Source organism: Polynucleobacter brandtiae (assembly GCF_002797575.1).
Classification (GTDB): domain Bacteria; phylum Pseudomonadota; class Gammaproteobacteria; order Burkholderiales; family Burkholderiaceae; genus Polynucleobacter; species Polynucleobacter brandtiae.
On the sequence record NZ_PGTX01000001.1, the window covers coordinates 80,251 to 99,076 of the forward strand.

The following is an 18,826-nucleotide window of genomic DNA, read 5'->3' on the forward strand; positions in this document are numbered from 1 at the left end:
TTATCCTGATGGCATTCCCCATCAGATTGATCGCGCTATGGAGTCGCTGGGATGCCATTCTTTGGTTGATCTATTTGAAGAATCCTTTTCCAGGCACCCACAGCGTACTGCCCTGGAATTTATGGGTGTATCTATGTCCTATGGGCAATTAGATAAATTATCCCAACACTTTGCGACTTATTTGCAGACTCTAAAATTAGAGCCCGGCGCACGTGTTGCCATCATGCTTCCTAATGTGCCGCAATATCTAATTGCCATGTTGGGTACGCTGCGTGCAGCATATGTTGTTGTTAACGTTAACCCCCTTTATACCTCTCGTGAGTTAGAGCATCAATTGCGCGATAGTGGCTCTGAAGCCCTTATTATTTTAGAAAACTTTGCCGCTACTTATGACGCAATTGCTGATCAGCATTTAGTTAAACAAGTCATCGTTACCAGCGTAGGTGATGCTATTGGAGCCAAAGGTAGGGTAGTCAACTTTGTAGCGCGTTATGTGAAGAAAATGATTCCACCCTGGAAGTTTTCTCATATACGGTTTAATGCAGCAATCAAGACGGGTAAGCACCACGAATTTCATCGGCCACAAGTGAGTATGGATGATGTGGCCTTTTTACAATATACGGGTGGCACTACGGGCGTATCTAAAGGTGCTGTACTGTTGCATCGCAACGTTCTGGCAAATATCGTTCAGATTGAGCTGTGGCTAAGTCCTGCGCTTGAGCGTAAAGGAGACGAGCAGTTAGTTTTTTTGTGCGCATTGCCTATGACCCATATCTTTGCCCTAACTGCATGTGCTTTTTTAGGCATTCGTAAGGGTGGGCTCTTATTGCTTGTAGCTAATCCACGTGACATAGATGGGTTTATTCAATTTCTAATTAATCATCCTGGCATTCACATTTTTCCGGGTGTCAATACCCTTTTTCATGCGTTGATTCATCGACCTGAATTTCTTAAAGTAAAGCTACCGCATTTATTAGTCACTATTGGTGGTGGTATGGCTGTACAAAAAAAGACTGCCGACCTCTGGCATCAGCTAACAGGAGTGCCGATTGCTCAGGGTTACGGCTTATCCGAAACTTCACCTGTAGTGTGCGTTAATACCCCCATCATTACTCAATTTACTGGTTCGATTGGTATGCCGCTTCCCGCTACTGATGTCCGCATCTTGGATGACGAGGGTGCTGAGTTGCCTTTTGGTCAGGCCGGAGAAATCGCTATCAAAGGTCCTCAGGTCATGGCAGGGTATTGGAATCAAGCCCAAGAAACACTGCAATGCATGACTGCTGATGGCTATTTTAAATCGGGTGATATTGGCATCATGACCCCTGAAGGGCATGTTCACATTGTTGATCGCAAAAAAGACATGATTGTCGTGGCAGGTTTTAAAGTATTTCCAAACGAAATTGAAGAAATGATTTCTCAATTGGCTGGAGTACGAGAGTGCGCAGTCATCGGCATGCCACATCGAAAGCTTGGAGAGGTGGTCATTGTTTATATCGTTAAAGATCACCCTGAGCTGTCGCAAGCGCAAGTAATTGAATACTGCAAATTACACATGACTAACTATAAGCGACCTAGAAAAGTGATGTTTATAGATGAAATGCCTAAATCTAACGTTGGCAAAATACTAAGACGCCATCTGCGAGATTTATAAATTCTCCTCAGATTCAGAGTCCACCCCCGAAACGATATTGCCAAGATATGCCGATGAGATCATGACTGTTATTGGTTTTAGAGTATGCCCCAGTGCTCCCTGTAAGCCGGATAGAGTTGTGCTTGCTTAATGGATAGGAAAGGGTGCTACCATAGCGCCAATTTTCCTGACTGCCGCTCACTGGATTTCCATTTAGTAAGGTCTGCCCTCCAATAAAGTAGGTGGCATCGAGAGAGAGCCAGGCAGTATTCTCAAAATAGTAAATAGCATGGGTTTGAGTCGAATAGATTGGACTCTGAGAAAGTGTATTTCCTCCTAAATAGTTGGTATTTTTACTGTAAAAAATACCTTCCCCCGCTAATTCAAATCTCCAGGGGCCGATGGCTTTAGACGCGCCTACCCCAGGCTGAATAAACCAACGATTGGCGCCAATATTGACCATTTGCTGGTCGCTATAAGTTCCCCAGGGAATAGAAGCCGCAACACTAAGGCCAATAATCAAATCTTGTTGGTAGCTCTTAAACTGATCTAGGGTGAGCGCAGGTGCCCCGTAAAGATTAACGGATGCTTTGATTACCGGATCTGATAAGCCCTGCGCACTGGCATTCAATTGATAACCGTTAATAGTAGCTTTTTTGCTGAGCTCCCCATAAGGAATCACAATACCCAACTTCCCTGATTGACCGGCTACATCCAAAATATGTGTAAAGCCCATCACCTCACTAGTGAGTTTGTAATTATTACCCTTCAATTGCACAAGGCCAGCGCTTAAAAAATTGATGCCAATGGGCGCGTTGGAGTATGTCCGTGCTACGATCTCTTGAGCGAAGCTCATGCGCATGAGGCCAATAATGAGGGTTAAAAAAGCCCATACTTGGTTGGACTTATTACTACGCCTGCACATTATTTTTTCGGAATCTCTGGTGCATCAAAAAACAATGCATCAGTAGTCTCTTTTCCAAGGGCTAGGCGCATACCAGAAAATATCAAATAGGGCCAAACGATCAACCAATACACGAACGAAATGGAAAGAAGATGTATTGGGTCAGATGCTACGAAATCGAGTAGGGCGCCCGTAAAGGAGCGCCCATGAATCAATGCTTCTAGGCCAGATTCGCATGCACTCAAACAAAGCACCACTAGTAAGTAAAAGACAGATGCACTTAATAGAGGGCGCATCATCCCTCGCCCCTGTTTGATATTGATTGGGTATACAGTTTGAGCAAGCATCATAAACTTGGCACAAATCCCAGCCTTTAGTAGTGCAAACCCAAATACTGACAGCGGAATAGGGCGTTCACGTAAAGTCGTTGCCGCTAAAAAAGCCAGAGCACAAAACCATAGGGCGAAGTAGAGGGCTAGCAGAGCTGCCTTCATTGCCTCATTTTTTAGCTTTACTTTGAGTGTTGTTGACATGGGTTCTGACTTATTGTTTTAAGCATAATTTAAAGCACTATATTTAAATTATTATTAGTTTGATCAACATTATTGCTTAGATAAAAAATTAAAAGCGATAAGTGGCATTCTTGCCAAAAAGCTCAGCACATCCTGGCATGATTCAAGCTAAGGGAACGTGGACCGATATCCATCGTGATAGCGGTAATGAAGGGCTAAATGAGTCAGTTTTCAGTATGGATAAGCGCTTTGGCAGATGTTTTTTGATTATTTAGCGTATTCTTCAGGTTCTATTGGTAGCGCATACAGTGATTTCATCACTGAACGGCTCTTTTGCTGCCTATCACCAATTAAATGCATCCCCGAAAGTATGTAATGACAAAACCAAGCTCCGTAGCGCTACTAAAAAAAGCCAGCCTTATTTTGACGCAGGGATTTGCAAGCCCTAAAGATATTGCTTGGGCATGGGTTACCTTGCTGCTCTCGCAAGAGGAGCCTAAGCGCGATAGTGAAGATAAGCGCCATAGTCGGATTGCAGAATTCGAGGCTTGGATAGTTGGATTGGGTCTTCCCGGTGATCCTAAGAATGTCTCCGTAGTTACTGTGAGCCCAGAAGCAGTAAAAAATTCAGCCAGGAATGTATTCGAGTGGCCTCACGAATATATTCTTCCAGCGACGCCAGCACCAAAGCATCCAGACTCAAAAGTAACCTACAGCGACACGATTACCAAACCGATTTTAGATGCTATCAAGGATGTTGGCGGGTTCGAAGATCGCCCGGCCTTAATGACCGCATTAGAAGGCTATGCAAAAGAAGGCAAGGCGCCATTTGCTAACATCACTGCAGAGGGAATTGAATGGATGGGCAGTGCCTGGTCCGAAGGCGATAAATTTAACCTACTGACAATCAAAACATTAAACAATCGTTTGGCTAATTTAAGAAAAAAAGGCTTGATTTAGTTACAGCGCTTTAGATGAGCTCAATACCTGATCTCAATAAATAAAAAAACCCCGTAGTGCATCAGCATTACGGGGTTTTACTTTCTGGCTCCTCGACCTGGGCTCGAACCAGGGACCTACGGATTAACAGTCCGGCGCTCTACCAACTGAGCTATCGAGGAATAAGCGAATATTATAGCAAGATGAAATCATCTCTTCCCACTTCTGTAAAGATTGCCAAAATATTGACCATTGCCGGGTCTGATAGTGGCGGTGGCGCCGGCTTGCAGGCCGACCTTAAGGTCATCACAGCCCTTGGTGGATATGGCATGTCGGTCGTTACTGCGATTACTGCCCAAAATACCTTGGGTGTCAGCTGTATTCAAGATGTCAATCTGGACGTCATCGAGGCGCAAATAGACGCCATATTTTTAGATATTGGTGTGGATATTGTCAAAATTGGGATGTTGGCTAGCCCTGAGATTGTTCGTACGGTAGCATCTGCACTGAAGCGCCACGGGGCAAAAAGGATTGTTCTGGATCCTGTTCTTAGGGCAACCTCTGGGGCCAGTTTGGGTGGTGACGATACAGCCCAAGCCATGATGACGTATTTATTTCCGATGGCCAGTTTAATTACACCGAATTTAGATGAGGCATCTTTGCTACTGGGCCGAGAAATCACTACGGTCGCAGACTTTGCATTAGCCGCGCAAGAATTACTTGATATGGGTCCGCAAGCAGTATTAATTAAAGGTGGGCACCTAGATGCAACGCATACTCAGTTAACGGATTTTTTAATGTGGCGGACATTGGAGGACAACCTAGAAATAGTCCAGTCTAAGGAGTTTAAGCACTACCGGGTTAATACAGTCAATACCCATGGCACTGGCTGCTCTCTATCATCCGCTGTGGCGACGTATTTAGCCGATGGCCATGATCTTGCGCACTCAGTAGCTAAAGCAATTGCTTATGTAGAGGCTGGCTTAGAAGCTGGTAGATTCTTAAGTATTGGGGAGGGTCCAGGACCCTTGTGGCACATGCACGCTTTCTATCCAACGGCTTTGCCTGAGGAAGAGGGGAAGTATTAGACTGCAGTAAAGCGCTAATGCTCTAAGTTTTCATTAACTCTTGCAATCGTTTAACAACCGCCTTGGGATCACTTGATTCGCTAATGGCTCTGACTACTGCCACAGAGCCAACGCCACTTTGCGCTACTGCATGAATACTGCTTTCATCAATTCCACCGATCGCTACGAGTGGATAGTGATTCATGAGTTTAGTGTATTGGTAGAGGCGACCTAGACCTTGTGGAGCAGTAGGCATCTTTTTGAGTTGCGTCGGAAATACGGCACCCATTGCTATATAGCTTGGACAATAGCGATCGGCGTAAACCATTTCAGCATAACCATGGGTGCTTAAGCCAAGGCGAAGGCCCGCAGATCTAATATCCTCTAAATCTGCAAAGTCGAGATCCTCTTGGCCAAGATGAACGCCATAGGCACCAGCCTCAATTGCTTCTCGCCAAAAATCATTAATAAATAGCAAGGTTTTGCTGCCTGCAACGGCTTGAACCGATTGGGCGATTTGTTTGCGCAGCTCGCTTGTATCGTGTACGTCAGACTTAAAGCGCAGCTGTACTGTTGGCACCTCTGCTTCAACCATCCTCTTAACCCAATCAGCATCTGGCATGACGGCATATAAACCTAAATGCTTAGGGCAGGGTGCAAAGGCATTGGAATTCATATCCCTAGTCCACGGCAAAAGATCAAAATACTCTGGTCTGGAGGGCCATCTTTTAGGATCAAAGCGACCGTCTTGATGCACCATGCGTGACCAGGCCTTACCCAACACCTTGGCATCTTGCTCAATAAAGCCCATGGTGATTGCTGCTAAGGTGCCAGCTAATTCGTAATGATCTGCAGCATGCTCGTTATCAATTTTAGGGGGCGGTGAGGCGATACTAAATTGAGCAATAGCAATACACAAGTCATCATGTTGATGGGCTGCAACAATTTGATCGGCTAGGTCGCGAACTAAACTCATCGTATGAACTTTATTCTTGGTGCCAGAAAGGGGTACCCACTAAAGGTGTACTTGCTTGCGCAGAAACTTGCGCTTTCATGGCCCCAGATAGATGAGCTGACCGACCGGCTTGTACAGCCATTGCAAAGGCGTTCGCCATGGCAATCGGATCATCAGCGAGAGCAACAGCCGTATTTAATAAAACACCGTCATACCCCCATTCCATCACTGTACAAGCATGTGAAGGTAGGCCCAATCCAGCATCTACTAATAGTGGCACTTTCAGACGATCTCGCAACAGTTGAAGTGCATAGGGGTTTAATGGCCCCTGACCTGTTCCAATCGGTGCGGCCCAAGGCATCACTGCTTGGCAACCCACATCGACTAAACGTTGGCACAAAATTAAATCTTCAGTGCAGTAGGGAAGCACCTTAAATCCATCTCGAATCAAGGTCTCTGCTGTTGCTACTAGCCTCAGCGTGTCAGGTTGAAGGGTGTAATCATCGCCAATCAGTTCTAACTTAATCCAGTCTGTTTCAAACACTTCCCGAGCCATCTTTGCTGTGGCAATTACTTCTTGTGGGCTATGGCAGCCTGCTGTGTTGGGTAAGACTGGTACAGCCATCTTTTTCAGGAGATCCCAGAATCCCGAGTGAGCCTCAGTAGTAGCACTACCTTGTCTGCGCAAACTTACTGTAATCATGCCGGGGTTAGCAGATCTAACAGCGTTTTCTAATACTTGTGGGGAGGGATAGCGTGAGGTACCCAGCAACAACCTGCTGGCAAATGTTTCGCCATAGAGCACGAGAGTATCGGCAGAATGAAGCTTATTTTGTAGGGGTATGGTCATAGCAGAATTTTGATAACAATCAACGGCATTCATTAACCACCGGTGACGGGAGAAATGATTTCTAGTTGATCGCCTTCATTCAGAATATGTTCAGAATGGGTTGACTTGGGTACAAATTCAAAATTGACAGCTACCGCAAATGGCGGGGTGGCTTTAATCATTTCTAGTACATCGTCAATCGTGCTGTGATCAGGCAGTTCTTGCTCAATTTGATTGACAATCAGACGCATGTCGTTACCTCGGTCTCTATAAGATGGTGCTGGTGAATTTTTATCTGTAAGCCTAGTTCAACAGCCGTTTGACTATTACCGACACTCAGTATTTCAAGTGCGCAATCTAAGATAGCCGGCGAAATCAGATAACCATGACGGTATAAACCGTTAATCATCATCAGGCCTGCTGTACTAGATTGCTGATGAATATGAATTTGAGGTAAATTATCTTTTAAAGTGGGTCGGCACTGCGTAGCCATCTCTAAAATACGGGCTTCGGCAAAGCCGCTGTGAACCGTATACACCGCACTAAGTAACTCCATTGCAGAGCGCACACTCATGGGTGATCTGTCTTCAGACTCAATTTCTGTGGCACCCACAACATAGACATCATCTTCTTTTGGGGCAATATAAATAGGATATCGCGGATGGATCAAGCGAGTAGGGCGCTGCAGTTTGACTTCTGGCGCATGCAAGCGAATGACTTCACCCCGCACTCCACGTAAATTTTCTTTAGATGCTTCCTGTGTATTCCAGCTATCTTTTGCACCTAAGCCGCGACAATCAATCACCCAATCAAAAGCATTGTGTTTTGCTCTCAATAGCTCGGGATTAATGGACTCGTGCCAATGACATGACACCTTCATGAGAGTTAGCTCAACTAATAAGGCCTCTAAGAGTTGGCGGTTATCTAGCTGGCCCTCATTAGGCAAATAGAGTCCTTGCGTAAATTGTGCTTGAATACTAGGCTCTATCGCCTGAAGAGCGTCACGATCTAGTTTCTGCGGTGCACTTAAAGCCGTATTGTTGCCACTATTTTTTTCAAGGTGCTTAGTAAAACGCGCTGCTTCACTAGCATCTTGGTGATGCCACAAAATTAAAGTACCTTCCTGCTGAAAAAAAACAGGTTTAGCGAGTTCATTAATAATTTGTTTCCAGCGTGGCAAGCTATGGATGCCCATGCGGACTACGTTATCTTCTGTGATAGCAGATTCTGCAAGCGGGGCTAACATGGCAGCAGCAACTCGAGCAGCCGAATCTAGGGCCTCGGGCCCCCCTTTTTCATAAAGGGATACTTTGGCTCCGCGTTTCGCAAGCGCAACCGCCAGCAACCGACCGATTAGGCCGGCGCCAACGATGGCGTACTTGCGATTCGCGAAAGAACTACTCATGATTCACTTTAATCAATGCTGGCTTACTGATAAATCTCACTACCGCGCTTACGAAATTCAGCGGACATCTCTTCCATGCCTGCAGCCGCTTTACTGGCTGCTTCTTGGGTTGCTTGATCGGCATCCGCAATGATCGGTATCACCTTAGATACCTTTGGATTGCCATCCGCATCTAACGTTGCAGCGTATTCACGTACTTCTTGCGTGATTTTCATCGAGCAGAACTTCGGGCCACACATAGAGCAGAAGTGGGCAATTTTTGCACCCTCAGCCGGTAAAGTCGCATCGTGATATTCACGGGCTCGCTCAGGATCTAGACCCAAATTAAATTGGTCTTCCCAGCGGAACTCAAAGCGCGCTTTTGACAAGGCGTTATCCCGTAATTGAGCACCAGGTAGCCCTTTAGCAAGGTCTGCGCCATGGGCTGCAATTTTGTAGGTAATGATGCCGGTGCGCACGTCTTCTTTATCTGGCAAGCCTAAATGCTCTTTAGGCGTCACATAGCAAAGCATTGCTGTGCCGTACCAACCAATTTGCGCAGCACCAATACCGCTAGTGATGTGATCATAGCCAGGAGCGATATCAGTAATCAATGGGCCGAGAGTATAAAAAGGCGCCTCTAAGCAATGCTTGAGTTCCTCAGTCATGTTTTCTTCAATGCGTTGCATAGGAACATGGCCAGGACCTTCAATCATGACTTGCACATCATGCTTCCATGCTTTGGCTGTCAGTTCACCCAGTGTATGCAGCTCTCCAAATTGCGCCGCATCATTCGAGTCTGCAATACAGCCTGGACGCAGACCATCACCCAAACTAAATGACACGTCATAGGCTTTCATGATCTCGCAAATTTCGTCAAAGCGGGTGTACAGGAAGTTTTCTTTGTGGTGGGCTAAACACCACTTGGCCATGATAGATCCACCGCGAGACACAATGCCCGTAATGCGATCTGCGGTTAATGGAACGTAGCGTAGCAATACTCCTGCATGAATGGTGAAGTAATCCACACCTTGCTCAGCTTGTTCAACCAGAGTGTCACGAAACATTTCCCAGGTGAGGTCTTCAGCAACGCCACCTGTTTTATCAAGCGCCTGATAAATAGGTACGGTACCAATAGGTACTGGAGAATTACGAATGATCCACTCACGCGTTTCATGAATATGCTTACCGGTGGAAAGATCCATGATGGTGTCTGCACCCCAACGAATAGACCAGACCATCTTTTCTACTTCCTCATTGATTGAGGAGGTAACAGCCGAGTTACCCAGATTGCCATTGATCTTGACACGGAAATTACGGCCAATAATCATTGGCTCTAATTCAGGGTGATTAATATTCGCAGGAATAATCGCGCGACCTGCGGCGATTTCAGAGCGCACAAATTCACCGGTGACGATTTCGGGTAGGTTAGCGCCATAGCTCTTACCAGGATGTTGCTTAAGTAGTTGCTTGTATTCTGGGTTCTTGCGTAACTGCTCTAGGCCCATGGACTCACGTAGTGCAACGTATTCCATCTCTGGGGTGATGATGCCTTTGCGCGCGTAATACATTTGACTGACATTACTACCCACCTTAGCAACTCGTGGTGCGCCGATATGGGCAAAACGTAGATGCGCAGTTTCAGTATCTTGAGATCTAGCTACGCCGTAATCTGATGAAGGCCCAGCGAGCTGCTCAGTATCATTACGCTCTTCAATCCAATTCTTGCGCAATAAAGGCAGGCCTTTTTCTAAATTGATCACAATTTCCGGATCGCTGTATGGACCCGAAGTGTCATAGACCGGTACTGGCGGATTAGCAACCATCTCTTCACCAACACGAGTAGATAGCTGCTCGATCATACGGATCGGCGCTTTAATATCGGGGCGGGAACCTTCTAGGTAAGTTTTAGTAGAGGCTGGGTAGGCAAATTTTTGCCCAAAGTCACGCTCTAAGCTCTTTAAACTTGGGATTTCGGCTTTTGATTTCTTATTGGTATCACTCATATCCATCTCCTGGCTGTCATTAGATGGACGAAACCGGGTGACGGCTGATTGAAAACTCCCCACGCCAGCATTACCTGGATCGGGTTATAGGGTCTTTCTCAGCACTTTAAAGTCAACAACCCTAAAGAGCACCCCTGTTTCATCCTTGTGTGTATTTAACCACGAAATAGCTTTCAAATAAATGGGGGTAATGCACACCCATTAAGCTTTGGTATTTCGTAAGATGAAATCCGCAGTAACAATGGCGGCATCACTGGTAAATTCATCGGCTAAGATACGGGCTGCAGCCTCTGAAAGGGTGATTTCAATAAAACCACTGACTTCACCATCGTGATTAGTAGGTACAAAATTTTCAGCTAAGGCTAAATCATAGATATAAAGAAGCTCATCATGAAAACCTCTGTTTTGGATAGGTCTTCGTAGGTGAATACGTCCTACAGGTTCAATAAAGTCAGATATTTGCGGGGGAACACCTGCTTCCTCCCATAGTTCACGTCGCACGTTTACCCAAGGGGTCTCATCCGCTTTTATACCACCTGCGGCTAGGTTATCTAAGCGGCCTGGGTCCGCTGCTTTACTTTCACTGCGGCGACCAAACCATAGATTTCCTGTCTTGGTATAGCCATTGACATGACTTGCCATGCTTCGAAAGCCAAAGGTACGAAAAGCAGAGCGCTCCATACGGAAGTATTCATGACCATTTTGGTCAATCCAGGCAAATTCTTCATGGCGCCAGCCGGGAATAAATCCTCCTTGCTGCATTCTGTCGGCTATCTGCGCTAGGCTCCCCGAAAGCACAGTGGGTATGGCGCTTTGAATAATCAAACTGTCATGATTCATTTGAATGTGAGCGATTGGCTGTTTGCGAAGCGAATCTTGCAAAAAAGGGATGAATTCTGGGTTGAGATGCCCAATTACCTTTCCAGGGTTTAGGCCTCCGGCGAAATGAATGGGTAAGAAATCTTGAGGTGCTGATCTGGCTGTATTTTGAAGCATTTCCTCTAGGGCGGCTAGAGTGCTTGTGGAGATTTTCGTCATGGCTTTAGTGTAAGAGAATTCCAAAAGTCAATCGTTCTTTACTTAAATTTGAGCTATAAATGGATGCTTATTATTTAGGCAAGTAAGGTCAGTCTATACAAATCTAGGACTTACGAAAACTTTCGCCGATTTATCCACACAAGTTGTGGATAACTATTGTGAAGGAGGTGGTCCCGCCGACAGGAATCGAACCTGTATCCCACGCTTAGGAGGCATGTGCACTATCCATTGTGCTACGGCAAGAATTGATGAATAAACTAAAACAACAATCAGAACTAGAGTAAATATCAGAATACAAAATACAATTTGCGTGCTTGACAAATTCTATTATCCACCGAACTAAAGTCGCAGTAATTAACTACACCACGCCCAAACATGATTAGCAATGGCGATCATGACATTGGGCGCAAAGTAGGCGCTAAAAACAATCATCAACACTAAAACAGCGCCGCCCAGTATCAACCATTGCGATGGAACATGCTTTTTTTTCATCGATTACTTATGCTGCTATCAGTCGATGAATGGACTGTTCTTTTACTGGCAGATTGGCTAAAAAAGCAATAAATCCTAGGGCAATCGCAATATTCCAAACAACTGCATATGAGCCCGTTTGATCAAATAGATACCCTCCAAAATAGGCGCCACAAAAGCTGCCTAATTGATGTGATAAAAAGACAAGGCCCGATAGCATTGATAGATGTTTAACGCCAAAGATCTGCGCCACAATAGCATTGGTCAAAGGGATGGTAGAAAGCCATAGGAAGCCCATGATGGCGGCAAAGACGTAGGTAGTCACTGGGCTTAAAGGTAGCCAAACAAAGGCCATAATTGCAAAAGAACGGGTGATGTAGATGCCGGATAATAAGTAACGTTTTGGAAAACGCTGGCCTAGCACTCCAGCGCTGTAGGTACCCAAGATATTAAATAGGCCGATGAGTGCCAAGGCAGTAGTAGCGACCATGGGCGCTCCCACATCTGGATAGATCTTTGATAAGTCCTTCAGATAGGGTGCAAGATGCACGGCAATAAATACTACCTGAAAGCCACAAACAAAATAACCTAGAGTGAGATAGCCAAAACTAGGATTGCGCATCGCTTCAGTTAAAGCCTCTCGAATAGTCTGATCGCCACGTTGATGTTGATGCTGCATTTGCGGTTCACGCAACATCCATGCAATAGGAATTATTAAGCTAGCCATCATTGCTAATGCAAGTAATGCATCGCTTGCACCAAATTGACTGAGCAAGCCTTGCTCAACTGGGATCATTAAAAATTGCCCAAATGACCCTGCAGCTGCAGTAATACCCATAGCCCAAACCCGTTTTTCTGGAGCAACATTGCGGCCGAGTATTCCGTAGATGACGCTATAGGTTGTTGCAGTTTGAGCCAGCCCAATCAGTAAACCACCCGCCACATAAAAATTCAAAGTATCTGTAGAAATGGCCATACCTACTAAGCCCAATGCGTAGAGTACGCCACCAGCAATCATGATTTTTAGTGCGCCATAACGATCGGCGACTGCACCGGTAATAGGTTGGACAATGCCCCATACTAAGTTTTGTAATGCGATGGTTAGGGCAAAGGTTTCTCTGCCCCAGCCATTAGCCGAAGTGATGGGTAAATTAAAGAGGCCAAATCCATGGCGTATACCCATGGATAGCGTCACCATGAGTCCAGCGAAAATGAGTAATTGCTTGAGTGACAGTTTTTGGCCTGCTACCAAATGACGCATAGCTTTAAACAATGCCCTTGGCGTGCAGTGCTGCTATACCAGCCTCATCTAACTGGAGGCGCTCACGCAGAATCTCGTCAGTATGTTGGCCTAAAGTGGGGGGTGCTAAGCGAACTTCTACCGGAGTCTCGGACAGCCGCATCGGGCTAGCCACCAATCTCATGGTGCCGGCTGTGGGGTGAGGCACATCAATTTGTACGCCCCGTGCCAAGACTTGTTCGTTTTCAAATACCTCTTTAAAGTTGTTGATAGGACCACAGGGGACGCTGACAGCCTCTAACAGCGCAATCCACTCGGCCTTTGTCTTCTTGCGCGTCATTACCTCTAAAAGCGGAACAAGTACCTTGCGGTGCTCCACACGTAGAGGGTTGGTGCAGTAATCTGGGTGATTTGCTAAGTGGGCTTGGCCACCTGCAGTGACAAAGTGCTTAAATTGTCCATCATTACCCACGCCAACGATCATCCAGCCGTCAGCTGTAGGGAAGGTTTGGTAAGGAACAATAATGGGCGAAGCATTGCCCCAGCGTTGCGGGACCTGATCAGAGCATAAATAGGCGCTAGAAACGTTGGCCATGACTGCAATTTGTGTATCCAGCAAAGCCATATCAATGTATTGCCCATCACCTGTTCGATCTCTGTGGATAACAGCGGCCAAAATTGCTGTGCTGGCGTACATTCCGGTAAAAATATCTGCAATGGCTACACCAGCCTTTTGTGGCGAGGCCCCCGGAACATCGTCTGCCTCCCCTGTGACGCTCATAAAGCCACCCATTCCTTGGACAATAAAGTCATAACCAGGGCGCTGGGCATAGGGGCCATTTTGACCAAAACCAGTGATAGAACAGTAAATTAAATCTTTTTTGACCTTTTTGAGACTTTCGTAGTCGAGTCCATATTTTGCTAAATCACCTACTTTGTAGTTCTCAATGACGACATCAGAGTCTTTGGTCAACTGGCGAATGATTTCTTGGCCATCTGGTTTGCTGATATCGACCGTGATTGAGCGTTTATTGCGGTTAATGCAAATAAAATAGGCTGATTCTTTGGTGTCTGCTCCGTTGGCGTCTTTTGCAAAGGGAGGACCCCAATGCCGTGTATCGTCACCAGCGCCAGGCCGCTCGACTTTAATGACATCTGCACCCAAATCCGCTAGATTTTGAGCGCACCAAGGACCTGCAAGCACACGGCTGAGGTCTAAAACGCGAATATGACTTAAGGCTCCCATTCCTCAATTTTGGCATGAATAGAGGGGTATTACCGGAAAAAATACGAAAATTTTGGTTTCGATTCAGACATGACTACAATTTGCGCGCATGGCTACCCGTAAAACATCCGAATACAGCGAATCATCTATTCAGGTCCTAAAAGGACTTGAACCCGTCCGTCAGCGGCCGGGAATGTACACCCGCACTGATAATCCCTTGCACATCATTCAAGAGGTGCTTGATAACGCATCGGATGAGGCTTTAGGGGGTTTCGGTAAGCAAATTATTGTCACTTTACATGCCGACAGCAGCGTCAGTATTGAGGATGACGGGCGCGGTATTCCAGTAGGCATGCATCCTACGGAAAAATTACCTGTTGTAGAAATCGTCTTTACGCAACTCCATGCCGGCGGTAAGTTCGAAAAAGGCAGTGGTGGCGCCTATGCCTTTTCTGGTGGTTTGCATGGGGTTGGTGTTTCTGTCACGAATGCCTTATCTAAACGGCTGGAAGTCACTGTTTGGCGTGAGGGCAAAGTATCTACCTTGACCTTTGCTGATGGCCAGGTTGTCGAGAAGCTGAAGACAGTTACCGCCGCGAAAGAAGATAAATCACATGGCACGCGCGTTCGTGCTTGGCCTGATGGAAAATATTTCGATAGCCCTGCAATTCCGATGCCGGAGCTGATTCGTTTATTGCGCTCTAAGGCAGTCCTATTGCCGGGCGTTAAAGTGACCTTAATTCAAGAGAAGTCTGGTGAGAGCCAGACCTGGCAATATGCGCAAGGCTTGCGCGGTTATCTGAATGAGGCGATGGCTCAAGCGGGCCATGGTGCAGAAGTGATTCCACCGTTTGAGGCCGAGCAATACGCAACGGGTAACAGTGAAGATGATTCATTTGCAGAAGGGGAGGGTGCGGCATGGGTCGTTACCTGGACTGAAGACGGTCCACCAGTACGCGAAAGCTATGTGAACTTAATTCCAACTCCGGCAGGCGGAACTCATGAGAGTGGTCTGCGAGAAGGTTTATTTAATGCAGTTAAAGGTTTTATTGAAATGCATGCGTTGCAACCTAAAGGTGTGAAGTTAATGCCTGAAGACGTCTTTGCTCGTGCTTCCTTTATTTTGTCGGCTAAAGTGTTGGACCCACAGTTTCAGGGGCAAATTAAAGAGCGTCTCAACTCAAGGGATGCTGTACGCCTCGTTTCGGGCTACGCTAAATCTGCCTTAGAGCTTTGGCTCAATGAGCATGTCGACTACGGACGAAAATTAGCTGAGCTTGTGATTAAGCAGGCTCAAGCGAGAACGCGTGCCGGTCAAAAAGTAGAAAAGAAAAAATCTTCGGGTGTGGCTGTTTTGCCTGGAAAACTCACCGATTGCGAGAGTGAAGATATCAGTCTGAATGAGATCTTTTTAGTTGAGGGAGATTCCGCTGGTGGATCTGCCAAGATGGGACGTAATAAAGAGTATCAAGCGATCTTACCTCTGCGTGGAAAGGTCCTCAATACTTGGGAGGCAGAGCGCGACCGCCTTTTTGCCAATAATGAAGTTCACGATATCGCGGTAGCCATCGGGGTTGACCCTCACGGCGCTAATGACAGCCCAGATTTAACAAACTTACGTTATGGAAAAGTCTGCATCTTGTCTGATGCTGATGTGGATGGTGCGCATATTCAAGTTTTACTATTAACCTTGTTTTATAAGCATTTTCCGAAGCTGATCGAGCTGGGTCATATTCATATTTCTAGGCCACCCTTGTTCAGGGTGGATGCACCAGCACGGGGTAAGAAGCCTGCGCAAAAAATCTACGCTTTAGACATCAATGAACTGCAGGCTATCGAGGATAAATTACGTAAAGATGGTGTCAAAGAATCCGCTTGGCAGATATCACGCTTTAAAGGCTTGGGTGAGATGAGTGCCGAGCAGCTGTGGGATACCACTTTAAATCCAGATACTCGCCGTTTGTTACCGGTGACCTTAGGTACCTGGACTGAAGATGAAACAATTAAAACAATGGATATGTTGATGGGTAAATCCGAATCGGGTGCTCGCCGCGATTGGCTAGAAGAGCGTGGCAATGAAGTCGAGGCAGATATTTAATGGCTACTAAAAAACCTTCCGCAGATACCTCTGCAATTGAGCAAGTAGATTTATTTTCAAATATTGCAGATGGTTCTGAATCTACCGAACTAGATATTGTGCAATTAGATCTCAGCAAAGTACCATCATCAGGCGGACCTAATGACCCGCATGATCCAAAAGTAGTAGAGCTAAACGAAGACGATAAAGATAGCCTAACTTTAGCGGTTTATGCCGAGCGAGCCTATCTAGATTACGCTATTAGCGTAGTTAAAGGGCGCGCACTACCTGATGTGTCTGATGGTCAAAAGCCGGTTCAGCGTCGCATCTTGTTTTCTATGAGTGAGATGGGTTTGCGCGCAGATGCCAAACCCGTGAAGAGTGCCCGTGTGGTGGGTGATGTACTTGGTAAGTTTCACCCTCACGGCGATCAGTCTGCTTACGATGCTTTAGTGCGTTTAGCGCAGAGCTTTTCGCTACGCTACCCGTTAATTGATGGCCAGGGAAACTTTGGTTCTCGCGATGGGGATGGCGCTGCGGCAATGCGTTATACCGAGGCGCGCCTAACAAAAATTGCCGGATTATTACTCAGTGAAATTGATGAAGGCACTGTTGATTTTGCTCCCAACTACGATGGTTCCTTTCAGGAGCCGAAGTTACTTCCTGCTCGACTACCATTTGTACTATTAAATGGCGCCTCAGGAATTGCGGTCGGCATGGCAACAGAGATTCCTTCGCACAATCTGAGAGAAGTAGCTGCCGCTGCCATTGCATTGATGAAGTCTCCGAAGATGACTACGCATCAGATTTTAGAGATTATTCCTGGCCCAGATTATCCTGGCGGCGGTCAAATTATTTCCTCAACGGCTGAGATTGCGCAGATTTATGAAGTGGGTCGGGGCAGTTTAAAAGTACGTGCCCGCTGGTCAGTAGAAGAATTGGCGCGTGGACAATGGCAAATTGTAGTTAATGAGTTGCCTCCTTCGAGCTCTTCTCAGAAAGTCTTGCAAGAGATTGAAGAGATTACCAATCCTAAAGTAAAGATTGGCAAAAAGACGCTTACACCAGAACAAAGCAATCTTAAATCTACCATTCTTAATGTATTAGATGGTGTTCGTGATGAATCAAGTAAGGATGCTGCCGTACGCCTGGTATTCGAGCCAAAAAGTAAAAATATTGATGTCAACGAGTTTGTAAATTTATTACTTGCGCACACATCCCTTGAGTCCAATGCGCCAATGAATTTAGTCATGATTGGTACAGATGGTAGGCCGCGCCAAAAAGGCTTGAGAGAAATTATTTCAGAATGGATTTCATTCAGATTCGCAACAGTGACTCGCCGAACGCAATATCGCTTAGGTAAAGTCAAAGATCGTATGCATATTTTAGAGGGGCGTTTAACCGTTCTTTTAAATATCGATCAAGTCATCAGAATCATTCGTAACAGTGATGAGCCTAAAGCAGACTTAATTAAAGAATTTAAATTGAGTGATCGTCAAGCTGAGGATATCTTAGATATTCGATTGCGACAGCTGGCAAGACTTGAAGGCATCAAGATCGAGCAAGAGCTCAAATCACTTGCAGTTGAACGCGATGATTTGGATGGCTTATTGCAAAGTGATTCCGTATTAAGCAAGCGCATTATCAAAGAAATTGAATCGGATATGAAAGAGTTTGGCGATGATCGTCGTACTTTGATCTTGGAAGATAAGCGTGCTGTTGCCGAGGCAAAAGTGCTTGATGAGCCAGTGACCGTCATTGTTTCTCAAAAAGGGTGGGTACGAGTGCGTCAGGGTCATGAGCACGATGCTACTCAGTTTGCCTTTAAATCAGGCGATGCCCTCTACAGTACCTTCGAGTGTCGAACAGTGGATGTCATGCAAGGCTTTGGTAGTGATGGGCGTGTCTACACTGTGCCCGTCAGTGATTTACCGGGTGCGCGCGGTGATGGCTCGCCATTAACTAGCTTTGTCAATTTGGCGGCTGGATCACAAATGGTTGCCTACTATGCGGGCCAATCAGATGATTTGGTATTGATTTCCACTAGAGCGGGTAATGGATTCTTAGCCAATGTTTCTGACATGACAACACGCAACAAGGCTGGAAAGTCTTTTGTGGGCATTGATAGTAAATTCCCAGGTGGTGATGCTCCTCTAGGCGCGGCTAAAGTTACTGCCGGTATGAAGCAGGTGGCTTGCCTTTCTGAAGGCGCTAAACTGCTTGTTTTTGGATTGGATGAGCTCAAGCGCTTACCAACGGGTGGTAAAGGCGTCATTCTGATGGGTCTAGACGATAAAGAGAAATTGTCCTCAGCTATTGCAGTGGGCGCTGATGGAGCCACTTATTCTGGTGCAGGGCGAGCTGGAAAGCCAACGGAGTTAAATCTAGACGCCAAGACCCTAAAGTCGTTTGCTGGTAATCGAGCCCGCAAAGGGCACTTTGTTGAGCCTCGCCTCAAGGACGGTAAGCTTAAGGCTAATTAATTAATGGCCTCGCAGTAGAATAAAAGCCTGATTACCGTTTGCATCTGGCTTTTTTCTTTCAGA

At 46.1% G+C, this 18,826-nt stretch carries 16 protein-coding genes, 2 tRNA genes and 1 riboswitch; of the genes, 5 read left to right on the forward strand and 13 right to left on the reverse strand.

Translation table 11 applies throughout. The annotated features are described in order from the left end of the window. Positions 1-37: 37 nt before the first annotated feature. Entirely contained in the window at positions 38-1,654 is a 1,617-nt protein-coding gene (locus tag B0G85_RS00475; protein ID WP_100379120.1) for an AMP-binding protein, read from the forward strand. 13 nt (positions 1,655-1,667) lie between these two features. Here the strand turns inward: B0G85_RS00475 and B0G85_RS00480 are convergent, their stop codons facing one another. Both B0G85_RS00480 and B0G85_RS00485 read right to left on the reverse strand, forming a co-directional pair. Next, entirely contained in the window at positions 1,668-2,558 is an 891-nt protein-coding gene (locus tag B0G85_RS00480) for a transporter (protein ID WP_198508661.1), read from the reverse strand. Then, complete coding sequence (locus B0G85_RS00485) at positions 2,558-3,070, reverse strand: hypothetical protein (RefSeq protein ID WP_100378494.1); 513 nt, start codon at positions 3,068-3,070, stop codon at positions 2,558-2,560. The genes B0G85_RS00480 and B0G85_RS00485 overlap by 1 nt, the downstream gene beginning before the upstream one ends. Positions 3,071-3,424: 354 nt before the next feature. Between B0G85_RS00485 and B0G85_RS00490 the strand changes: the two genes are divergently transcribed. After that, complete coding sequence (locus B0G85_RS00490) at positions 3,425-4,009, forward strand: hypothetical protein (RefSeq protein ID WP_100378495.1); 585 nt, start codon at positions 3,425-3,427, stop codon at positions 4,007-4,009. 85 nt (positions 4,010-4,094) lie between these two features. Here the strand turns inward: B0G85_RS00490 and B0G85_RS00495 are convergent. Further along, positions 4,095-4,170 (reverse strand) — tRNA-Asn (locus tag B0G85_RS00495). A gap of 21 nt (positions 4,171-4,191) precedes the next feature. On the opposite strand from B0G85_RS00495, the gene thiD reads away from it, so the two are divergent. After that, the gene (gene thiD / locus B0G85_RS00500; protein WP_100378496.1) at positions 4,192-5,076 is read left to right on the forward strand and encodes a bifunctional hydroxymethylpyrimidine kinase/phosphomethylpyrimidine kinase; all 885 of its coding nucleotides are present in this window, start codon (positions 4,192-4,194) and stop codon (positions 5,074-5,076) included. Between the two features lie 22 nt (positions 5,077-5,098). Here the strand turns inward: thiD and B0G85_RS00505 are convergent, their stop codons facing one another. The 10 genes from B0G85_RS00505 to B0G85_RS00545 all read right to left on the reverse strand — a co-directional run bounded on the left by B0G85_RS00505 (position 5,099) and on the right by B0G85_RS00545 (position 14,224). After that, complete coding sequence (locus tag B0G85_RS00505) at positions 5,099-6,031, reverse strand: thiamine phosphate synthase (RefSeq protein WP_100378497.1); 933 nt, start codon at positions 6,029-6,031, stop codon at positions 5,099-5,101. Positions 6,032-6,041: 10 nt separating this feature from the next. Further along, positions 6,042-6,860 carry a thiazole synthase gene (locus B0G85_RS00510; RefSeq protein WP_100379121.1) on the reverse strand — a complete coding sequence of 273 codons (819 nt, stop codon included), beginning with the start codon at positions 6,858-6,860 and terminating at the stop codon, positions 6,042-6,044. Positions 6,861-6,892: 32 nt separating this feature from the next. Continuing rightward, a complete protein-coding gene (gene thiS, locus B0G85_RS00515; RefSeq protein WP_100378498.1) occupies positions 6,893-7,090 on the reverse strand; it encodes a sulfur carrier protein ThiS in 198 nt (65 codons plus the stop codon). Continuing rightward, the gene (locus B0G85_RS00520) at positions 7,081-8,244 is read right to left on the reverse strand and encodes an FAD-dependent oxidoreductase (protein WP_100378499.1); all 1,164 of its coding nucleotides are present in this window, start codon (positions 8,242-8,244) and stop codon (positions 7,081-7,083) included. The genes thiS and B0G85_RS00520 overlap by 10 nt, the downstream gene beginning before the upstream one ends. A gap of 23 nt (positions 8,245-8,267) precedes the next feature. After that, positions 8,268-10,229, reverse strand: a complete 1,962-nt coding sequence (gene thiC, locus B0G85_RS00525) for a phosphomethylpyrimidine synthase ThiC (protein ID WP_100379122.1) — start codon at positions 10,227-10,229, stop codon at positions 8,268-8,270. Between the two features lie 39 nt (positions 10,230-10,268). After that, a riboswitch (TPP riboswitch) is annotated at positions 10,269-10,375 on the reverse strand. A 55-nt stretch (positions 10,376-10,430) separates the two neighbouring features. Further along, positions 10,431-11,267 carry an NUDIX hydrolase gene (locus B0G85_RS00530; protein WP_100378500.1) on the reverse strand — a complete coding sequence of 279 codons (837 nt, stop codon included), beginning with the start codon at positions 11,265-11,267 and terminating at the stop codon, positions 10,431-10,433. 168 nt (positions 11,268-11,435) lie between these two features. Next, positions 11,436-11,510 (reverse strand) — tRNA-Arg (locus B0G85_RS00535). 111 nt (positions 11,511-11,621) lie between these two features. Beyond that, entirely contained in the window at positions 11,622-11,759 is a 138-nt protein-coding gene (locus tag B0G85_RS10225) for a hypothetical protein (protein ID WP_157799260.1), read from the reverse strand. A 7-nt stretch (positions 11,760-11,766) separates the two neighbouring features. Continuing rightward, complete coding sequence (locus B0G85_RS00540; RefSeq protein ID WP_100379123.1) at positions 11,767-12,999, reverse strand: MFS transporter; 1,233 nt, start codon at positions 12,997-12,999, stop codon at positions 11,767-11,769. Positions 13,000-13,003: 4 nt separating this feature from the next. After that, positions 13,004-14,224 carry a CaiB/BaiF CoA transferase family protein gene (locus tag B0G85_RS00545; RefSeq protein ID WP_100378501.1) on the reverse strand — a complete coding sequence of 407 codons (1,221 nt, stop codon included), beginning with the start codon at positions 14,222-14,224 and terminating at the stop codon, positions 13,004-13,006. 88 nt (positions 14,225-14,312) lie between these two features. On the opposite strand from B0G85_RS00545, the gene B0G85_RS00550 reads away from it, so the two are divergent. Next, positions 14,313-16,301, forward strand: coding sequence for a DNA topoisomerase IV subunit B (locus tag B0G85_RS00550; RefSeq protein ID WP_100378502.1), 1,989 nt, complete (start codon positions 14,313-14,315; stop codon positions 16,299-16,301). Further along, entirely contained in the window at positions 16,301-18,763 is a 2,463-nt protein-coding gene (parC, locus tag B0G85_RS00555) for a DNA topoisomerase IV subunit A (protein WP_100378503.1), read from the forward strand. The genes B0G85_RS00550 and parC overlap by 1 nt, the downstream gene beginning before the upstream one ends. Positions 18,764-18,826: the final 63 nt, after the last annotated feature.